This is a genomic window from Achromobacter sp. UBA5777, from assembly GCF_002418565.1.
Taxonomy (GTDB): Bacteria; Pseudomonadota; Gammaproteobacteria; order Burkholderiales; family Burkholderiaceae_B; genus Achromobacter; species Achromobacter animicus.
The window spans coordinates 459-19,223 of the sequence record NZ_DIEJ01000315.1; the positions used below are offsets into that span (position 1 = coordinate 459).

Consider the following 18,765-nt stretch of genomic DNA (forward strand, 5'->3'; position numbering starts at 1 on the left):
GACCGGGCACGGGCGTCGAACAGCCACAACGCACTGAGCGGGGCGGGCGACGGCGACCGCATGCGACAGCAGAATCAGCGCGGCGAAATGAGCCGCGGTGGCGGCGGGCATCGCAGCACTGGCGCCAGTGCGCCGCATCGTGGCGGCGGGGCAGGCGTCCATCGCGGCGGCGGCGGGCGGGGCGGCGGCGGCCGGAGATAAGCACCATGGACAAGGGACTTCCTATGACGATCGCCCGTTTGCGCGCGCTGTGCTTGGCTTCGGTCCTTGGGCTGGGCGTGGCGGCGCCCGCCATGTCGCAGGCCGTGTATCCCAGCGCCCAGGCGGCGGCGCAGGCGTTTACCGATGCGCTGGCCTTGAATGACGTCGACGCCCTGCGCACCGTGCTGGGTCCGAACCACCGGCAGCTCGTGCCGGGCGGCGTCGATCAGGAAAACATCTATCGCTATCTGGCGGCGTGGGTGCGCAAGCACGACATCGTCGCCGACGGCGGGCGCTCGTGGGTGGCGGTCGGCGATTCCGGGTGGACGCTGCCGGTGCCGCTGGTGCGCGCCGGCCAGGGATGGCGATTCGACCCGGTGGCGGGCAAGGCAGAGATCCAGCGCCGCGCCATCGACCGCAATGAACTGACCGCCATCGAAACCCTGCAGGAACTTCAGGCCGCGCAGACGCGGTATGCGCAAGGGGTCGGCCAGGGCCGGTACGCCACGCGGCTGGTCAGCCGAGCTGGCGAGCGCGACGGCCTGTACTGGCCCGACGTGCCCGGTGCGCCGCAGCAGGCCTTTGGTCCGGACGCGCTGGCGATGGGGCCCGACGTGCCCGTGGACGACGCGTATTTCGGCTATCGATACAAGGTGCTGCCGGGCGGCGCGGGCAATGCGTACCGCATCGTGGCATGGCCCGCGCGTTACGGGCACACGGGCATCGGCACGTTCATCGTGGGGCCGGAAGGCGGCGTGCTGGAGAGTGACCTGGGACCGTCCTCGGCGTCCCGCGCGGCGGCCTTGCGAGACGCCGACATCCGCGCCGGAAACTGGGTGGACGCGAACGGTCAGCCGGCGCTTGCCAGGTAGGTTTTTCGGGGCCATATGCCGCTTTTCACGCGCTTGTTGCGGGGTCGCAACAAGCGCGCATGTTTGGCGTCAAAGCCTGCCGCCGCGCCGCGTTTCCGGCATCACCTGTGACCCATTTGTCAGGCGCCTGTGCCTAAAATGGCGAGCACCGGGTGCCTGCCCGATTTCCCCTTGCCGGATTCCAAATTGAACCCCATGTCTTTTGTCCGCTACGCCCTGTTCGGCGTGGGGATGGCGCTTAGCGCCGCGGCGGCTTCCGCCCCGATTTTTGTCCTGAATTCCCTGGACGCCAACGTCAGCATCATCGATCCGGCCACCTACAAGGAACTGCGGCGCGTGCCCACTGGCAAAGAGCCGCATCACCTGTATCTGACGCCCGACGAAAAGTCGCTGATGATCGCCAACGCCACCGGCGATTCCATCACCCTGATGGATCCCAAGACGGGCGAAGTGCAGCGCACGCTGACCGGCATCGTCGATCCCTACCAGCTGCAGTTCTCGCCGGACATGAAGTGGTTCGTCACGGCGGCCAACCGCCTGGACCACATCGACATCTATGCCTGGAAGCCGCTCGAAAAGGGCTTTGACCTGACGCTGGTCAAGCGCATCCAGGCGGGCAAGACGCCCAGCCACATCATGATCGACAAGCACAGCACGACGGCCTACGTCTCGCTGCAGGACAGCGATCAGCTCATCGCCATCGACCTGGCCACGCAGACGCCCAAGTGGACGGTGTCCACGGGCAAAACGCCCGCCGACGTGTTCCTGACCCCCGACCAGAAGACGCTGCTGGTGGCGCTGACCGGCGACTCGTACGTGGAAGCCTATGACGTCAGCAACGGCCCGGCCAAGCTGATCAAGCGCATCCAGACCGCGGCGGGCGCGCACGCCTTCCGCGCGCAGGGAGACCACCGCCACCTGTTCGTCAGCAACCGCACCGCCAACTCCATCAGCCGCATCGACCTGCAGACGCTGGCCGTCGTCGACACCTTCCCGGTGCCCGGCGGCCCGGACTGCATGGACGTGCTGGCCGACGGCAAGACGCTGCTGGTCACCTCGCGCTGGGCGCGCAAGCTGACAGTGGTGGATCTGGAGCAGAAGAAGGTCGTCAATCAGGTGCCGGTCGGCAAGTCGCCGCACGGCGTGTGGACGCTGAACCATGCGCCGACCCGCTAAGGGCAAAGCCCGGTCCGCGGTCCTGTGCCTGGCGCTGGCCACCTCCATGGCCGGCGCGGCCCCGCAGGCCACCTGCGACAAGCCTGTCTACCTGACGTTCGACACCGGCCACATGGGCGTCGCGCCGCTGGTGGCCGACGTGCTGGCCCGCCATCAGGTCAAGGTCACGTTCTTTCTGGCCAACGAGCGCACGCTGACCGACGGCGCCAGCCTGGACGACGTGTGGGCGCCCTGGTGGAAGGCGCGCGCCGCCGAAGGCCACGCCTTTGCCTCGCACACCTACGACCACGTCTACTGGCAGGGCGACCTGCCGGGCGGCAAGTTCCGCGTCAAGCCCAGCGCCGGGCCCGACGCCGGCAAGCGCGCCGAGTGGACCGCCGAGCAATACTGCGCCGAAATCAAGCGCTCCGTCACCCGGTTCCACCAGATGACGGGCAAGGACATGCTGCCGCTGTACCGCGCGCCCGGCGGCAAGACCTCGCCTGCGCTGCTGAAGGCGGCCAAGGCCTGCGGCTTCGAGCACGTGGGCTGGTCGGCGGCCGGGTTCCTGGGCGACGAGCTGCCCAGCGACAAATACCCCAACGCCAAGCTGCTGGACCAGGCGCTGCGCACCATCAAGCCCGGCGACATCCTGCTTGCCCACCTGGGCATCTGGTCGCGCCAGGACCCGTGGGCGCCCGGCGTGCTGGAACCGCTGATTGAAGGTTTGCAGCGCAAGGGCTATTGTTTTGCCACCTTGAACACCCATCCGGCCTACCGCGACTGGATCGCCACGCATCACTGATCATGGATACGCTTAGCCAACTCTTCGGGGACAGCCAGCAATGGCTCTTCGAGACGGCGATTCAGCCCGCGCTGTTCCACCTGGGCCTGAGCAACTTCATCGAGGACGCCTACGACGCCACCATGTGGCTGCTGGTCGGGCTGATCCAGATCGCGGTGCTGGTGCTGGTCCTGGGACCCCTGCAGCGCCTGCGTCCCGTGGAACCGATGACCGACCGCCGCCAGATCGGCATCGACGTGCTGTACACGCTGATCCACCGCCTGGGCGCCTTCCGGCTGCTGCTGTTCTTTACCATCGACCCGTTCTGGGACAGCATCTTCGGTCAGCTGCACGTGTGGGGCTTTGCGCCGTTCCAGCTGGATCAGTACTGGCCGGGCGTGACTGACAAGGCATGGGTCAGCCTCATCATCTACCTGCTGCTGTTCGACGCGGTGGACTACTTCTACCATCGCGCGCAGCACCGTTTCGGCTGGCTGTGGGCGCTGCATGCCGTGCATCACAGCCAGCGCCAGATGACCATCTGGAGCGACGACCGAAACCACCTGCTCGACGACATGCTGCGCGACGTGCTGGTCGTGTTCGTGTCGCAACTGGTGGGCGTGCCGCCCGCGCAGTTCGTCATGGTGGTGGCCATCACCCAGCTGGCGCAGAGCTTCTCGCACGCGAATCTGCGGCTGCATTTCGGCGCGTTGGGCGAACGCCTCTTGGTCAGCCCGCGCTTTCATCGCCATCACCATTCCATCGCCTACGACGCCTCGTCGCCGGGGCCGGTGGGCGGCTACAACTTTGCCGCGCTGTTCCCGATCTGGGACGTGCTGTTCCGCACCGCGCGGTTTGGGGTGGGCTACGGCCCCACCGGCATCCATGACCAGCAGGCCGAACTGGGCGGACGCGACTACGGACGCGGGTTCTGGTCGCAGCAATGGCTGGGCATCAAGCGCATGACCGGCCGAGACCGCGAACCCGCCGCCGTGCCGCCGGCGCCGCCGGCGGGCATCGAGCGGGCATGAAAAACCCCCGCGCCTGGATATCCAGCGGGCGGGGGTAAGCAGGGCGCGGTCCGGACGACAGGATCCGGTCAACGGATCCTAGAGCGGGGCAACGGGCAGGCAGCTGCGTGCCCGTGTCCCCCGCGATGATCAGGCGCCCGGCGTGTCGTGCGTGGTTTCGCGCTTGATCTCGCCGTGGCGGCGTTCCATTTCCTGACGCAGTTCGCGGCGCAGGCCGGCGGCCTTGAAGCGCTGCTTTTCCTCGTGCGTACGCGGTTCCAGCGGCGGCACGGCGGTCGGGGCGCCCTTGTCGTCCACCGCCACCATCGTGAAATAGCAGCTGTTGGTGTGGCGCACCAGCTTCTTGCGGATGTCTTCGGTCACGACCTTGATGCCGATTTCCATCGACGTGCGGCCCGTGTAGTTCACGGCCGCCAGGAACGTCACCAATTCGCCGACGTGGATCGGTTCGCGGAACACCACCTGGTCGACGGACAGCGTCACGACGTATTGGCCGGCGTACCGGCTGGCACAGGCGTACGCCACCTGGTCCAGATATTTGAGGATGGTTCCGCCGTGTACGTTTCCTGAGAAATTCGCCATGTCAGGCGTCATCAGGATGGTCATCGACAATTGGTGGCTAAAGGCGTCGTCCATGGCGGGCGGCTCATTCATGAATAAAACGCCAATGGTAGCGGCTGGCGGCTGACATCGCGCCGTATTTTTGGTGCGGTCAGGGTTTCTTGGCGGGGGCGTTTGCCTGCGGCTTTGCCGCGCCAGACGGCGATGCGGTCTTGTTTGCGACTGGCGCTTCGGACGTTGCCGGGGCAACGGTCTTTGCGGCGTCTTCCGACGCAGCTGCCGGGCCGCCTGCCGGGGGTTCGCCCGCCGCGGGATCGCCTGCCGCAGGTTCGCCTGCCGCAGGTTCGCGGCCTTTCACGGTGTTGGTCTTCGCAGCCGGACGAGGCTTTTTCGTGGCCATGCCAGTTCTCCAAACAAGGAACCCGGGAAACAAATCCCTGCCCATGCCCTTGTACGGGCGATGGTCCAGCTACCTGCGAATCGAACTGCGCACAGCGGACTGCGTGAATGTCGGACTGCTTGATTTGCCCGATCTGAATCGATCGGTGCAAGTGGCGAAAATCTATCCGCCCGCCGCGTCTGCCGTCAATGTCGTGACGGGAGGCCGCGAGTGCCCCGGCTGCGGCCGCACACGATTCCACGAGCGACCGCAGCAAAGGCCGGAAAAGCCAGATGGATGTGAACGAAGGTTGTAAGACGGATGACGCCAGAGGAACGGTTGAAGTGAAATCTCAACCTTTTGTCCTAAGAGGTGCGGCGTAGGTCGGCGGCGCGCAGGTCGGCCGCCATCCCGATTGACGGCGTGAATCCGGGTCCGCTTTTTTTTGTTTTCATCCGTAACGAACCCGGCCCCGCTTTGCCTTGCGTGTGCGTTGACCTACGCGGCGGCGCGTTCTTCCTTCAACGAAGCCATGTCGATCACGAAGCGGTATTTCACGTCGTTCTTCACCAGCCGCTCGTAGGCTTCGTTGACCGCCTGGATCGGCACCATCTCGACATCGCTGACGATGTTGTGTTCGGCGCAGAAGTCCATCATTTCCTGGGTCTCTTCCATACCGCCGATTGCCGAGCCCGCCAGGGACTTGCGGCCCATGATGAGGTTGGCGCCGGGGATCGGATCCAGCGGCGTCAGTGCGCCCACCAGCGCCATGGTGCCGTCCAGCGCCAGCAGCGCCATGTAGGGATTGACGTCGTGGCTGACGGGAACGGTGTTCAACAGAAAGTCGAACGTGCTGGCGTGCGCCGCCATGGCGTCGGCATCGCGCGACACCAGCACTTCGTCCGCGCCCAGACGCTTGGCGTCGCGCGCCTTGTCGGCAGACGTCGTGATCATCACCACGTGAGCGCCCATCGCGTGGGCAAATTTGACGCCCATGTGGCCCAGGCCGCCCAGACCGATGACGCCCACCTTCTTGCCCGGGCCGACCTTCCAGTGACGCAACGGGGAATACGTGGTGATGCCGGCGCACAGCAGCGGCGCGACGGCCTTCAGGTCGAGCTTGTCGGACACCTTCACGACAAAATGCTCGCGCACCACGATCCGATCGGAATACCCCCCAAACGTCAGCTGGTCGCTGCCGCGTTCCTTGTCGTTATAGGTCAGCGTGGCGTTTTCCTTGCAGTACTGTTCGAGGTTCAGTTGGCATGCCTTGCAGTGGCGGCACGAGTCCACCATGCAGCCCACGCCGGCGTAATCGCCCACCTTGAACTTCGACACGTTTCTGCCGACCTGCGCGACGCGGCCGATGATCTCGTGGCCGGGCACCATCGGGTACATGGAATTGCCCCAGTCGCCGCGCGCCTGGTGCAGGTCGGAGTGGCAGATGCCGCTATACAGGATGTCGATCAGCACATCGTCATCGCCAGGTTCCCGGCGAGTGAAGCTGAACGGGACGAGCGGGGTGTCGGCGCTGTGGGCGGCGTAGCCTTGGGCTTGGATCATGACGGCCTCTTGGGATGTTTATTGAGCAGGCGTTCACAATAGTCCCGGGCTGCTTTGCAGTTCAAGCTAGAATTTCGGCATGATTTATTGAATAAATTTGCACAATCATGGCGCTCGACAACCTGTCCCACCTTGCCGCGTTTTCCGCGGTAGCCCGCTTGGGCAGTTTTCGTAAGGCGGGCGAAGAGCTCAGCCTGTCCACGTCGGCTGTCAGCTACGCGATCCGCAACCTGGAAGAGCGGCTCGGGGTGAATCTGTTCAACCGGACCACACGCAGCGTCGCCCTGACCGAAGCCGGCCATCGCCTGGCCGAGCGCCTGCAACCGGTGTTGCACGGTCTGGACGATGCGCTGGACGAAATGAACCACTTTCGCGGCTCCGCCGCCGGCACGCTGCGCATCAACACGTCGCGCGCGGCGTCGTATCTGCTGCTGATGCCGATGGCGGCGCAATTCCTGGCTGCCTACCCGGACATCCGCCTGGAGATCGGCGAAGACGACAGCTTTGTCGACATCGTTAAGTCCGGTTTCGACGCGGGTGTGCGTCTGCTTGAGGCGGTGCCCGAGGACATGGTGGCCGTGCCCATCGGCCCGGCGCTGCGCTCCGTGGTGGTGGCCTCGCCGGATTACCTGCGGGACCGCGAGCCGCCACGGCATCCGGCTGACCTGATGAGGCACGAATGCGTCCGCTATCGTTTTCCCAGTGGCCGGTACTTCAAGTGGGAATTCAAGCGGGACGCCGAGGTGCTGGAGTTCGACGTGCCGGGGCGTCTGGCCCTGAGCGACGTGCATGCCGAGGTGCGGGCAGCCGCCGACGGCATCGGCATTGGTTACGTGCCGGAAAACTACGTGGCCGGACTGTTGGCATCCGGCAAGCTGGTGCGTCTGCTGGACGACTGGTGCCCGACGATCCCCGGATTCATGCTGTATTACCCCCGCCAGCGCCGTGTGTCATCGGCGCTGCGGGCGTTCATCGACATGGCGCGGCAGTGACGCGCCGCGCCCGAAGCCGCCGGCCCGGCTAGTCCGCTTCGGCCTCGGCGCCGTACAGCGCCGCCAGACATTCGGTCAGCGGCGCAATGCCCTTGGCTAGTTCGTCGACCGCGGCGGCGTCCACACGCGGCAGCGGCGGTATCTCGGCCAGCACCCGCACGCCGCCAAAGCGTTCGATGGCTTCCTTGTTGCCCGCGGAGGGCGGTCCGCTCATGACCACGCCAAGCACCGGAATGCCGCGCCGCTGCAGCGCCGCGAGGCTGAGCAAGGTGTGGTTGATGGTGCCCAGTCCGCTGCGCGCCGCCAACACCACCGGCATGCCCAGGCGCGCGATCAGGTCGATCATCATGTGCGTATCGTCGATCGGCACGTACAGGCCGCCCGCGCCTTCCACGATCAGCGGCGCGCGTGTCGGGGGCGGCACGATACTGGTGGCATCGACCACGGTCTCTTCCAGCGTGGCGGCCGCCCATGGCGATAGCGGCGCCTGGAGGACGTAGGCAGGCAAATGCAGGCGGTGGGGCGGCAACTGGGCTAGCTGGGCCACGGTGTCGGTATCGCCCGGATCCTCGGCGACACCCGTCTGCACGGGTTTCCAGTAGTCGGCGTTCCAGGCGCGGGCGAGGATGGCCGACACCAGCGTCTTGCCGATACCGGTATCGGTGCCGGTTACAAAAACCCCGATGGGGCGCCGCGTCGATGTCTTCTGCATACTGCAAGCCCGGTGAAGGATCACCACGGCCCCATGTTGGTCGAGCGCGGCCGGACAGCGCCGGAACCTGCGGACGTGCCGCGGGCGTAGGGGAGGCGGGCTGCGGCGGCGTGATGGGCAACCGCAGCGGCCAGAGCACCGTTTTATCAGTTGCCCCGTCCGCGCGCCACCCGTCACATAGATCAGTGCCGGAGGATGGGCGGGCGGCATGTTGCCGAAGCGTAGCGGCGGGGCAGTGGCAAATCGTCTTTGGCGTCTTGATTCAGATCAAGGCGGTCGGGGACGGGCCTGACTACCATCGGCAACATGCGTGCCAAATCGATTTTCGCCGTCCCGGCCAGCCTGCCCGATGCCGACCGCCAGCAACGCCGCCATGCGCTGGTGCGTCTGTCGCTGGCTTGGCTGGCAATGATGCAGGTCATGATGTTTGCCTGGCCCGGCTATCTGCGCCATGAATCCATGCCCGCCGACGCGCTGGAAACCCTGGACTGGGCCATCGTCCTCATGAACTGGGCCAGCTTCGCGCTGACCGTGCCGGTCGTCCTGTATTCGGCATGGCCCATCTGGCGCCACGCGGGCGCCAATCTGCGGCAAGGCCGCGCCGGCATGGATGTGCCGGTGGCGCTTGGCATCATCGCCGCCTTCATCCCCAGCGTCCACGCCACGTATACGGGGCGGGGCGAAGTCTATTTCGACTCGGTCACGATGTTCGTCGCGTTCCTGCTGACCGCGCGCTATCTCNNTCTGGAACTGTGCCCCCGCCAATCCTTCGGCGGCGCGGGTTCCGCCGGCCGCCGCCATGCCCGCGTCGAAGACCAGCGCCTGTTGCTCGGCACGCGCGCCGACCGCGTCGCGTCGCGTTTCGTCATGGTGCAGGTCGCGCTGGCGCTGGCTGCCGCGGCGGGCTGGGCCTACATCGATCCCGCCCACAGCATCCCCGTCATGGTGGCGCTGCTGGTCATGAGCTGTCCGTGCGCCATGTCCATGGCCGTGCCCACCGCCATGGCCTCCGCGCACAGCGCACTGGCCGCGCACCCCGACATGCCCGAGGCCGCGCTTGACGCGCTGCTTGCCGAGGCCCGGCGCAAGGCGCGGCAGAATCTTTACGGCTCGCTCGTCTGGCATCTGCTGATGACGCCGCTGGCCCTGGTGGGCTGGGTCACGCCCTGGCTTGCCGCCATCACCATGCTGGTGTCGTCGCTGGCCGTCGCCTACAACTCCTGGCGCCTGTGCCGCCGCGACTGGTCGGGCCGTCTGGCCGCTGGCGCCGCGCTGGGAGCCGCGCCATGACCATCCTCTACCTGCTACTGCCGCTGTCGCTGCTTTTCGTGCTGGCGATCGGCGTATCGCTGTGGTGGGCCGTCTTCAACGGCCAGTACGACGACACCGACAGCGCCGGCACGGCCATCCTGCGCGACGACGACAGCGGCGCCGCCGGCCGCCGCTGATCGCCGACGCAAATTACCGCTGCCGACGCGCCTTCCACGAACCCGCCGCGGCGCATCGGCCAGGTCTTTTCACGGCCCGATACCCCTAATAGCGTTGCGGTTATGCAGCGATGTCCAAGGCGTCGCAACCCGGTTGATCCAAATCAACGCCTCCTCGAGTGACTAGTCCCATCATCGAAGCCTGGAAGTTCTTGTTACTTTAGGGGATGGGTGATGAACGATTGCCCCGCAATCGCAAGCAAGTCCGATACCTTCAACTACAAGGTCGTGCGGCAGTTCGCCATCATGACCGTGGTCTGGGGCATTGTCGGCATGGCTGTCGGTGTTTTTCTGGCCGCTCAGCTAATTTGGCCTCAATTGAATTTCGACACCGCATGGCTCAGCTACGGCCGCCTGCGCCCGCTGCACACCAACGCCGTGATCTTCGCCTTCGGCGGCAGCGCACTTTTCGCGACGTCCTACTACGTCGTCCAGCGCACCTGTCAGGCGCGCCTCTTCTGCGACAAGCTCGCCGCCTTCACGTTCTGGGGCTGGCAGGTCGTCATCGTTGCAGCCGCCATCACCTTGCCCATGGGCTTTACCAGCAGCAAGGAATACGCCGAACTCGAATGGCCCATCGACATCCTGATCACGCTGGTCTGGGTCGCCTACGCCATCGTGTTCTTCGGCACCATCATCAAGCGCCGGTCCAAGCACATCTACGTGGCCAACTGGTTCTTCGGCTCGTACATCCTCACCATCGCCATCCTGCACATTTTCAACAACATTGAAATGCCGGTGTCGATGTGGAAGTCCTACTCCGCCTACGCGGGCGTGCAGGACGCCATGGTGCAGTGGTGGTACGGCCACAATGCGGTGGGCTTCTTCCTGACCACCAGCTTCCTGGGCATGATGTATTACTTCGTGCCCAAGCAGGCCGGCCGTCCCATCTACTCGTACCGCCTGTCCATCGTCCACTTCTGGGCGCTGGCCTTCACGTACATGTGGGCGGGCCCGCACCATCTGCTGTACACCTCGCTGCCCGACTGGACCCAATCGCTGGGCATGACCTTCTCGCTGATCCTGCTGGCGCCTTCCTGGGGCGGCATGATCAACGGCATCATGACCCTGCAGGGCGCCTGGTACAAGCTGCGCACCGATCCGATCCTGAAATTCATGGTCACCGCGCTGTCGTTCTACGGCATGTCCACGTTCGAAGGCTCGATGATGTCGATCCGCACCGTGAACGCGCTGTCGCACTACACGGACTGGACCATCGGCCACGTGCACTCCGGCGCGCTGGGCTGGGTCGCCATGATTTCGTTCGGCTCGCTCTACTACCTGATCCCGCGCCTCTATGGCCGCGAAAAGATGTACAGCGTCAAGGCCATCGAACTGCACTTCTGGATCGCGACCATCGGCGTGGTGCTGTACATCGCCGCCATGTGGATCGCCGGCGTGCAGCAAGGCCTGATGTGGCGCGACACGGCGCCGGACGGCACCCTGGTCTACAGCTTCGTCGAAGAACTGAAGACGCGCGTTCCGTACTACCTGATCCGTTTGCTGGGTGGAACCCTGTTCTTGTGCGGTGTGTTCGTCATGGCCTGGAACGTATGGAAGACGGTGAGCGGCGCGACCGCGGTCAATCCCGCCATTCCGCAAGACGATCCCCATGCCGCCCGTCCGTCGGTCCCCGCGACCGCCGTGCCGGCCACTGTTTGACGAGGACATCATGGCCAACAAGAATCACGGCTTCTTTTCTCATCAGACCCTCGAGAAGAACATCGGCTGGATGATCATCGCCAGCATCCTGGTGGTCTCCTTCGCAGGCCTGGTGCAAATCATCCCGCTGTTCTTCCAGCACAGCACCACCCAGCCCGTGGCGGGCGTCGAACCCTACAGCCCGCTGCGGCTGATGGGCCGCGACGTCTACATCCGCGAAGGCTGCGTGGGCTGCCACTCGCAGCAGGTGCGCGTGCTCGCCGCTGAAGTCCAGCGCTACGGGTCGTACTCGCTGGCGTCCGAGTCGGTGTTCGATCACCCGTTCCTGTGGGGTTCCAAGCGCACGGGTCCGGACCTGGCGCGCGTCGGCGAGCGCTACTCCGACGACTGGCACCGCATCCACTTGCGCGATCCGCGCAAGGTGGTGCCGGAATCGAATATGCCCGCCTATCCGTGGCTGGAAAAGACGGTCATCACCGGCCAGAACGTTGACCAGCGCATGCGTGCCCTGCGTGCCCTGGGCGTGCCCTACACCGACGAGGAAATCGCCGCCGCGCCCAAGGCCATCGAAGGCAAGACGGAAGAAGACGCGCTGGTGGCCTACCTGCAAGGGCTGGGTGTCGGCGTGCGCAAGGCGCAGCTTGCCAAGCAGGCCGAAGAAGCCAAGGCGGAAGCGGCCAGGAAGGCTCAGCAACCCGCTGCCCAATCGGCCGTGCAACCCGCCGCGCAAGCGGCTACGGGAGGCTGATCATGGTCGGCTACCTGAGCGCAATCGTCACCGCCATCTCGATGGCAACCTTTTTCGGCATCGTCTGGTGGGCCTGCTCGCGCGGCCGCCAGGGCGCCAACCGCGAGTCGGCCATGCTGCCGTTCGCACTGCCCGATGAATTCGGGCAGGCACAACAAGATGGAGCGAATCGGTCATGAGCGATTTCGTCAATGGCTTCTGGGGGTATTTCATCTCGATCGTCGCCGTGGGCGGGGTGGTGTGGTGCGTGTGGCTGCTGTACACGCAACGCCGCTGGCTCACCGCCAAGCCGGCCAGTGGCCAGGTCGAGGACACCGGCCACGTCTGGGACGGCGACCTGACCGAACTCAACAACCCGGTCCCGACCTGGTGGACGTGGATGTACCTGCTGGCCTGCGCCTTTGCACTGGGATACCTCTTCCTGATGCCGGGCCTGGGCGAATACAAGGGCAAGCTGGGCTACAGCAGCGCCGACGAAGTGGCGCAGCAGCAGGCCAAGATGGCTGAAGCCGTGCGTCCCATCTACGCGCGCTTCGAGACCATGACGGTGCCGCAGATTGCGCAGGATCCGGGCGCCCGTGAAATCGGCCAGCGTCTCTTCCTGAACACCTGCGCGCAGTGCCACGGCTCCGACGCCAAGGGTGCGCCCAGCTTTCCCAACCTGACGGACGGCGACTGGCTGCACGGCGGTTCGCCCGAAGCCATCATGCAGACCATCAAGGAAGGCCGCCACGGCATCATGCCGCCCTGGAAGGCTTCGATCGATCCCAAGATGGCCGGCGACATCGCGCAATACGTGCGTTCGCTGTCGGGCCTGACCGCCGATCCGGTCCGCGTGTTCCGCGGCAAGCGCGAATTCGCCAACTTCTGCGTCGCCTGTCACGGTGTCGATGGCAAGGGCAACCAGCTTGTCGGCGCGCCGAACCTGACGGACGACGTCTGGCTGTACGGCAGTTCGGAAGCCAGCATCGTCAAGACCATTCTTGATGGCCGCGACAACCGCATGCCGGCGCACGAACACATCCTGAGCCCCGAGCAGATCAAGATCCTGACTGCGTGGGTCTGGGGACTGTCCAACAAGCCCGACGCGTCGACGCAGACCGCTGCCGCGCCGGCCGAGGCCAGCACTGCCAAGCAGTGAACCGGCAGCACGTAAATGGGAGGCCGCGCGGCCTCCCATATCACTAAGCACTTACAAGCACGGAGCAGCAAATGGAAGATGGGTCAACCGCAAGCGTCAGCAGTTCGCCTGGCGGTGACCCGCCGCCCTGGCGGCCGCATACACGGCCGCCGCGTCCTGGCCAGGAAACCCTGGAGCAGACGTTGGCGGGGGTGCGCAGCAAGATCTATCCGCGATCCGTCAGTGGCATCTTTGCCCGCTGGCGTATCGCGTTCGTCTTTATCACGCAGATCATCTTCTACGGCTTGCCCTGGCTGGAATGGAACGGCCGCCAAGCGGTGCTGTTCGATCTGGGCGCGCGCAAGTTCTACATCTTCGGCCTGGTGCTGTGGCCGCAGGACGTCGTGTACCTTGCCGTGCTGCTGGTCATTTCGGCATTGGCGCTGTTTCTCTTTACCGCGGTGGCCGGGCGCCTGTTCTGCGGCTACGCCTGTCCCCAGACCGTCTACACCGAAATCTTCATGTGGATCGAGCGCAAGGTCGAAGGCGACCGCATCGCGCGCATCCGGCTGGACGAGTCCCCCTGGAGCTGGCGCAAGTTCCGTCTGAAGTTCACCAAGCACTTCCTGTGGATCGCGTTGGCCTGGTGGACCGGCTCTACGTTCATCGGCTACTTCGCGCCCATCCGCGAACTCGGCCACGAACTCTTCGCGCTGCAGCTCGGACCCTGGCAGTGGTTCTGGATGCTGTTCTACGGTTTCGCCACCTGGGGCAACGCCGGCTTCATGCGCGAATCGGTGTGCAAGTACATGTGCCCGTACGCCCGCTTCCAGAGCGTGATGGTCGACCCGGACACCTTCGTCGTCACCTACGACAAGCGCCGCGGCGATCCGCGTGGTGGCCGCTCGCGCAAGGTGGACCACAAGGCGAAGGGGCTGGGCGACTGCGTCGACTGCAGTCTCTGCGTGCAGGTCTGCCCAACCGGCATCGACATCCGTGACGGTCTGCAGTACATGTGCATCGGGTGCGGCGCCTGCATCGACGCCTGTGACCAGGTGATGGACAAGATGCAGTATGAGCCAGGCCTCATCCGCTACACGTCCGAGCGCGCCATGCTGGATGGTCTGTCCACCAAAAGCGCGCGCTCGCATCTGCTGCGGCCTCGCGTCCTGATCTACGGCACGTTGATCCTGTTGCTGGCGATCGCCTTCGTCGTCTCGCTGGTGGTCCGCAATCCGCTGCGCGTCGACGTAATCCGCGACCGCGGCGTGCTGGGCCGCGAGGTGGCAGGGGGCATGATCGAGAACGTGTATCGCCTGCAGATCATCAACACGTCCGACGCGCCCATGCGGCTGCGCCTGACGGCCGAAGGCATGCCCGACCTGGCGGTGCTGGCGGGCCAACAGGGATCGGACGTGGTCGAGGTCGAACCCGCCGCCAACAAACTGGTGCCGATGGTCATCCGCGCCCCGGCAGGCGCGGCGCCCGGCGCCCATCCCATCACGCTGCGCGCGAAGGGGCAGGATGGCGAGAACCGGCAGGTTGAAACCGACGAAGCTGCCAGTTTCTACGTGCCCGAGTAGCGCTGACGTCCGTCCAGGTCACCAAAAGGAATTTTCATGAATGCTGCACAAATCACCGTTGACGCCGCCGACGCGGCGCATCCCGCCAAGCCCTGGTACCGCGAGCCGTGGCCGTGGATCCTGATGGCTGGTCCGTTCGCCGCCATGGTCGGCTGCTTAATCACGATCTACTTCGCGATGACCCAATTCGCCAGCCAGCCCATCCAGGAGGGTGTGGTCAAACGCGGTCTGGTCATTGAACAAACGGCGTCCGGCGCGACCGCGAGCCCGGCGCCGTCGCCCGGCGGCCCCGCAGCCGCCAAACCTTGATCGTGGGAGTTCATACATGGGATTGCGATCTTTGATGTGGATCCTGTGGCCGTCGTTCATGGCGGCGGCTGCGGGTAGCGCGCTGATCTTCGCTCTGATCGACCCGCTGGACGTGGCCATATTCGGCTACGTCCCAACCGGCAGGATGGGCTTCTACACGGTGTCGTTCTTTGTCTTGTGGTTGATGGCCGGCCTGTCTAGCGCACTGACGGCGTACCTGATGCCCAAGGTTGAAGAAGACGACGACTTCTAGTTCCAGTGTTCCCAAAAAGAAAACACACCGTTCCGCCAGGTTGAACAAGCGCGGGCCGCGCGACGGGTAAAATCCTCCGGCTATGGTCAAGTTGGGGGCTCGCGTGCAGCCAGTCATTTCAGTACAAGGCTTATCCAAGCAATATGCGTCGGGATTCCAGGCGCTCAAGAATGTCAGCCTGGACATCCAGCGCGGCGAAATATTCGCGTTGCTCGGGCCGAACGGCGCGGGCAAGACGACGCTGATCAGCATCATCTGCGGCATCGTGAATCCCACCCACGGCACGGTGCTGGCTGACGGCCACGACATCGTGTCCGATTTCCGTGCCGCCCGGTCCAAGATCGGATTGGTGCCGCAGGAAATCTCCACCGATGCCTTCGAAAGCGTCTGGAACACGGTCACCTTCAGCCGCGGCCTGTTCGGTAAGCCGGCCGATCCCGCCTATATCGAAAAGGTCCTGCGCGATCTGTCGCTGTGGGACAAGAAGGACAGCCGCATCATGGCGCTGTCCGGCGGCATGAAGCGGCGCGTCATGATTGCCAAGGCGCTGTCGCACGAACCGGCCATCCTGTTCCTGGACGAGCCCACCGCGGGCGTCGACGTCGAATTGCGGCGCGGCATGTGGGAAATGGTGCGACGGCTGCGCGAAGGCGGCGTCACCATCATCCTCACCACGCACTACATCGAAGAAGCCCAGGAAATGGCGGACCGCATCGGCGTGATCCGCAAGGGCGAGATTATCCTGGTCGAGGAAAAGAATGCGCTGATGGCCAAGCTGGGCAAACGCCAGCTTGCGCTGACGCTGAAGGCGCCGCTGCCGGGCATTCCGACAGCGCTGGACGCCTACCAGCTTGAGCTTTCGCCCGACGGCTATAAGCTCGTCTATACCTACGACAACGAGCGGGGCGGCGATATTTCGCGTCTGCTGCAGGACCTGAGCCGCCTGCAGATCGAATTTGCAGACCTGAACACCTCGGAAAGCTCGCTCGAGGACATCTTTGTCAGCCTGGTGCACGGTCAATCATGAACTTCTACGCCATCCGCGCCATCTACCTTTTTGAAATGGCCCGCGCCTGGCGCACGCTGATGCAAAGCGTGCTGTCGCCGGTGATTTCAACGTCTCTTTACTTCGTCGTGTTCGGCTCGGCCATCGGTTCGCACATGGTCGAAATTGACGGCGTGAGCTACGGCGCGTTCATCGTGCCCGGCATGATCATGCTGTCGCTGCTGACGCAGAGCGTGGCCAACGCCTCGTTCGGCATCTACATGCCGCGCTTTTCGGGCACGATCTACGAGATCCATTCCGCACCAATCTCCTATGTGGAAATCCTCGCCGGATACGTGGGGGCCGCCGCCAGCAAGTCCATCATCCTGGGCCTCATCATGCTGGCCACCGCGCGCCTGTTCGTGACGTTCGACGTGGCGCATCCGTTCTGGATGCTGTCGTTCCTGGTGCTGACCGCCGTGACGTTTAGCCTGTTCGGTTTCATCATCGGGATCTGGGCCGACGGGTTTGAAAAGCTGCAGATCATTCCGTTGATGATCATCACGCCGCTGACCTTTCTGGGCGGCACGTTCTATTCGATCAACATGCTGCCGCCGTTCTGGCAGACCGTCACGCTGTTCAATCCGGTGGTCTACCTGGTCAGCGGTTTCCGCTGGGCGTTCTTTGGCGTCGCGGACGTCAGCATCGGCGTCAGCGTGGGCATGACGCTGGCCTTCCTGGTTGCATGCCTGATCGGCGTGCGGTGGATTTTCAAGACGGGCTACCGTCTGAAGACCTGACACGACAGCAGCCTCAGGCCTCTCACACTGCGAAAGGCGCCGCATGTCCCGTTCAGGGCATGCGGCGCCTTGTCTTTACGAGGCGGCCGTCGTGGGCGGCGTGACTGCGTGTCCGTCCGCCAGGGCTTACCGCGCCGGTTGCATCTTCATCAGGCGATCACGAAGCTGGGGATCCTGCTGCACGGCCTGGCCGATGCCGTTGAATTCCTCGACCGACAGTCCGTCCGCGCGGACCAGCTTGACCATCCTTTCGTCCGCTTCCTTGACGACCTTCTGCTTGGCGTCGTCGGTCTTGGCGGCTTCGACCTTCGGACGGTACTCGTCAACGACACCAGAGATCTTCTGCGACGCCGAAGCGAATTTCTGCAATTGCTGATCTGTCGGCTTCTGCACGGCGGGCGCCATGCCCGGCTGAGCTTGCGTCTGCGCCGGAGCCTGGGCGGCCTGTTGAGCCAGGGCAGGGGCACCGGACAGCGCCGTCGTCAGAATGGCGGCGGATAGGAATGCATATTTGGAACGCTGCATCAAAACTCCTTGTTCCGGTTGAAAGTCCGACCATGATGACCAGCCGGACGGCCGTGGGACAAGTTTCGCGATGTGTTTTCCTGTGTCGGCAGACCACGAGATCCCCGACGCGCGGCGGGGGGGCAGCCCCAGGGGACGACGGCCCCTTGCGTTCGAAACGTTTTGCGCGGTTTCGTAGTCGCTGCTGGCCGCGATGTGTCCTTAGGTTTGTCCTTCGGAAGCGGATCGGACGTCTTTGCGGGCTTAGGCCGCGTACCAGAACACCGCGAAGAAATGGCAGACGGTGCCGGCCAGCACGAACAGATGCCAGATGAAATGGCTATAGCGCCAGCGGTTGTCGAACACAAAGAAGACCACACCGCCGGTGTAGGCGAGGCCGCCAGCCACCAGCCACCACAGGCCGCCGGTCGGCACCAGTTCAAGCAAGGGTTTGACCGCGATGACGACGATCCAGCCCATCGCCAGATACAGGCCGGTGGATAGCGCGGGCCGGTTGAGCCGCTTGCTGGCTTTCAGGCCCACGCCCAGCAGCGCCAGGCCCCACACCAGTCCGAAGAGGGTCCACCCCCACGGGCCGCGCAGCGCGCCCAGCGCGAACGGGGTGTAGGTGCCCGCGATGAGCAGGTAGATGGCCGAGTGGTCCAGCACGTTGAAGATCTGCTTGGCGCGGCAGCGGGGCAGGGCGTGATAGATGGCGGACGCGAGGTACAGCAGGCACATTGACGCAGCAAAAACGGCGGCGCCGGCGATGAAGGCGGCATCGCCCTGGCGCACGGCGGCGGCAATCAGGAGTGGCGTGCCGGCCAGCGCGCCCACGGCGCCCAGGCCGTGGCTGATGCTGTTGGCGATTTCTTCGCCCAGGGTCTGGGGTCGGTCGTTGGGAAACATGGGGAGCCTGTTGATGACAAGTTTTCCACCTTAGGCTTTTTGGCATGCGCGCTCAAGGCGCTCGTCGGGCAGGCTTGACCGATCGCAACGTCGTTACGCTGTGATACATTCGTCCCGCGAACAAACCGCCCAATAGAGGCGTCGCACGTTCTTCA

General features: G+C 64.7%; 20 protein-coding genes and 2 pseudogenes. 17 read left to right on the forward strand and 5 right to left on the reverse strand.

The window, feature by feature from the left end; translation table 11 throughout:
* The 5 genes and pseudogenes from B3446_RS27590 to B3446_RS27610 form a co-directional block, all read left to right on the forward strand.
* Positions 1 to 201 (forward strand): annotated as a pseudogene (locus B3446_RS27590) (DUF3300 domain-containing protein); the annotation flags it as partial.
* A 23-nt stretch (positions 202 to 224) separates the two neighbouring features.
* Complete coding sequence (locus tag B3446_RS27595) at positions 225 to 1,073, forward strand: DUF2950 family protein (protein ID WP_291387302.1); 849 nt, start codon at positions 225 to 227, stop codon at positions 1,071 to 1,073.
* 195 nt (positions 1,074 to 1,268) lie between these two features.
* Positions 1,269 to 2,249 (forward strand): YncE family protein, encoded by a 981-nt coding sequence (locus B3446_RS27600; RefSeq protein ID WP_191576432.1) that lies wholly within the window; start codon positions 1,269 to 1,271, stop codon positions 2,247 to 2,249.
* Positions 2,233 to 3,033 (forward strand): polysaccharide deacetylase family protein, encoded by an 801-nt coding sequence (locus tag B3446_RS27605; RefSeq protein ID WP_291387304.1) that lies wholly within the window; start codon positions 2,233 to 2,235, stop codon positions 3,031 to 3,033. Before B3446_RS27600 ends, B3446_RS27605 begins: the two co-directional genes overlap by 17 nt.
* A 2-nt stretch (positions 3,034 to 3,035) precedes the next feature.
* The gene (locus tag B3446_RS27610) at positions 3,036 to 4,043 is read left to right on the forward strand and encodes a sterol desaturase family protein (protein WP_191576434.1); all 1,008 of its coding nucleotides are present in this window, start codon (positions 3,036 to 3,038) and stop codon (positions 4,041 to 4,043) included.
* A gap of 129 nt (positions 4,044 to 4,172) precedes the next feature.
* Here B3446_RS27610 and B3446_RS27615 read toward each other — a convergent pair whose 3' ends face one another.
* The gene (locus B3446_RS27615; protein WP_056319320.1) at positions 4,173 to 4,679 is read right to left on the reverse strand and encodes an acyl-CoA thioesterase; all 507 of its coding nucleotides are present in this window, start codon (positions 4,677 to 4,679) and stop codon (positions 4,173 to 4,175) included.
* A gap of 802 nt (positions 4,680 to 5,481) precedes the next feature.
* On the reverse strand, positions 5,482 to 6,546 hold the full coding sequence (locus tag B3446_RS27620) for an NAD(P)-dependent alcohol dehydrogenase (RefSeq protein ID WP_291387306.1): 1,065 nt from the start codon (positions 6,544 to 6,546) through the stop codon (positions 5,482 to 5,484).
* A gap of 107 nt (positions 6,547 to 6,653) precedes the next feature.
* Here B3446_RS27620 and B3446_RS27625 point away from each other — a divergent pair, with 107 nt between their 5' ends.
* The gene (locus B3446_RS27625; RefSeq protein WP_191575737.1) at positions 6,654 to 7,538 is read left to right on the forward strand and encodes a LysR family transcriptional regulator; all 885 of its coding nucleotides are present in this window, start codon (positions 6,654 to 6,656) and stop codon (positions 7,536 to 7,538) included.
* Positions 7,539 to 7,566: 28 nt separating this feature from the next.
* Here B3446_RS27625 and bioD read toward each other — a convergent pair.
* Positions 7,567 to 8,223 (reverse strand): annotated as a pseudogene (bioD, locus tag B3446_RS27630) (dethiobiotin synthase); the annotation flags it as partial.
* A gap of 333 nt (positions 8,224 to 8,556) precedes the next feature.
* On the opposite strand from bioD, the gene B3446_RS27635 reads away from it, so the two are divergent.
* The 11 genes from B3446_RS27635 (at position 8,557) to B3446_RS27685 (ending at position 17,197) form a co-directional block, all read left to right on the forward strand.
* Entirely contained in the window at positions 8,557 to 9,540 is a 984-nt protein-coding gene (locus B3446_RS27635) for a hypothetical protein (RefSeq protein ID WP_291387311.1), read from the forward strand.
* Positions 9,537 to 9,698: a cbb3-type cytochrome oxidase assembly protein CcoS gene (gene ccoS / locus B3446_RS27640; RefSeq protein ID WP_105239608.1), complete on the forward strand. Its 162-nt coding sequence runs from the start codon at positions 9,537 to 9,539 to the stop codon at positions 9,696 to 9,698. The genes B3446_RS27635 and ccoS overlap by 4 nt, the downstream gene beginning before the upstream one ends.
* A 213-nt stretch (positions 9,699 to 9,911) precedes the next feature.
* On the forward strand, positions 9,912 to 11,399 hold the full coding sequence (gene ccoN, locus B3446_RS27645; RefSeq protein ID WP_175123610.1) for a cytochrome-c oxidase, cbb3-type subunit I: 1,488 nt from the start codon (positions 9,912 to 9,914) through the stop codon (positions 11,397 to 11,399).
* A 10-nt stretch (positions 11,400 to 11,409) separates the two neighbouring features.
* Complete coding sequence (gene ccoO, locus B3446_RS27650) at positions 11,410 to 12,147, forward strand: cytochrome-c oxidase, cbb3-type subunit II (RefSeq protein WP_291387314.1); 738 nt, start codon at positions 11,410 to 11,412, stop codon at positions 12,145 to 12,147.
* A 2-nt stretch (positions 12,148 to 12,149) separates the two neighbouring features.
* Positions 12,150 to 12,326: a cbb3-type cytochrome oxidase subunit 3 gene (locus tag B3446_RS27655; protein ID WP_056563017.1), complete on the forward strand. Its 177-nt coding sequence runs from the start codon at positions 12,150 to 12,152 to the stop codon at positions 12,324 to 12,326.
* The gene (gene ccoP / locus B3446_RS27660) at positions 12,323 to 13,288 is read left to right on the forward strand and encodes a cytochrome-c oxidase, cbb3-type subunit III (RefSeq protein ID WP_175123608.1); all 966 of its coding nucleotides are present in this window, start codon (positions 12,323 to 12,325) and stop codon (positions 13,286 to 13,288) included. Before B3446_RS27655 ends, ccoP begins: the two co-directional genes overlap by 4 nt.
* Before the next feature lie 71 nt (positions 13,289 to 13,359).
* Entirely contained in the window at positions 13,360 to 14,850 is a 1,491-nt protein-coding gene (gene ccoG, locus B3446_RS27665; RefSeq protein ID WP_175123607.1) for a cytochrome c oxidase accessory protein CcoG, read from the forward strand.
* A 36-nt stretch (positions 14,851 to 14,886) separates the two neighbouring features.
* Complete coding sequence (locus B3446_RS27670; protein WP_291387318.1) at positions 14,887 to 15,159, forward strand: FixH family protein; 273 nt, start codon at positions 14,887 to 14,889, stop codon at positions 15,157 to 15,159.
* Positions 15,160 to 15,175: 16 nt separating this feature from the next.
* Positions 15,176 to 15,412 (forward strand): hypothetical protein, encoded by a 237-nt coding sequence (locus B3446_RS27675; RefSeq protein WP_291387320.1) that lies wholly within the window; start codon positions 15,176 to 15,178, stop codon positions 15,410 to 15,412.
* A 103-nt stretch (positions 15,413 to 15,515) separates the two neighbouring features.
* Positions 15,516 to 16,439, forward strand: coding sequence for an ABC transporter ATP-binding protein (locus tag B3446_RS27680; protein ID WP_291387322.1), 924 nt, complete (start codon positions 15,516 to 15,518; stop codon positions 16,437 to 16,439).
* Positions 16,436 to 17,197 (forward strand): ABC transporter permease, encoded by a 762-nt coding sequence (locus B3446_RS27685; RefSeq protein WP_191575731.1) that lies wholly within the window; start codon positions 16,436 to 16,438, stop codon positions 17,195 to 17,197. Before B3446_RS27680 ends, B3446_RS27685 begins: the two co-directional genes overlap by 4 nt.
* A gap of 126 nt (positions 17,198 to 17,323) precedes the next feature.
* Here the strand turns inward: B3446_RS27685 and B3446_RS27690 are convergent, their stop codons facing one another.
* On the reverse strand, positions 17,324 to 17,722 hold the full coding sequence (locus B3446_RS27690) for a DUF4168 domain-containing protein (RefSeq protein ID WP_291387325.1): 399 nt from the start codon (positions 17,720 to 17,722) through the stop codon (positions 17,324 to 17,326).
* Positions 17,723 to 17,965: 243 nt separating this feature from the next.
* Positions 17,966 to 18,610 (reverse strand): PAQR family membrane homeostasis protein TrhA, encoded by a 645-nt coding sequence (gene trhA / locus B3446_RS27695; RefSeq protein WP_175138118.1) that lies wholly within the window; start codon positions 18,608 to 18,610, stop codon positions 17,966 to 17,968.
* Between the last annotated feature and the right edge of the window lie 155 nt (positions 18,611 to 18,765).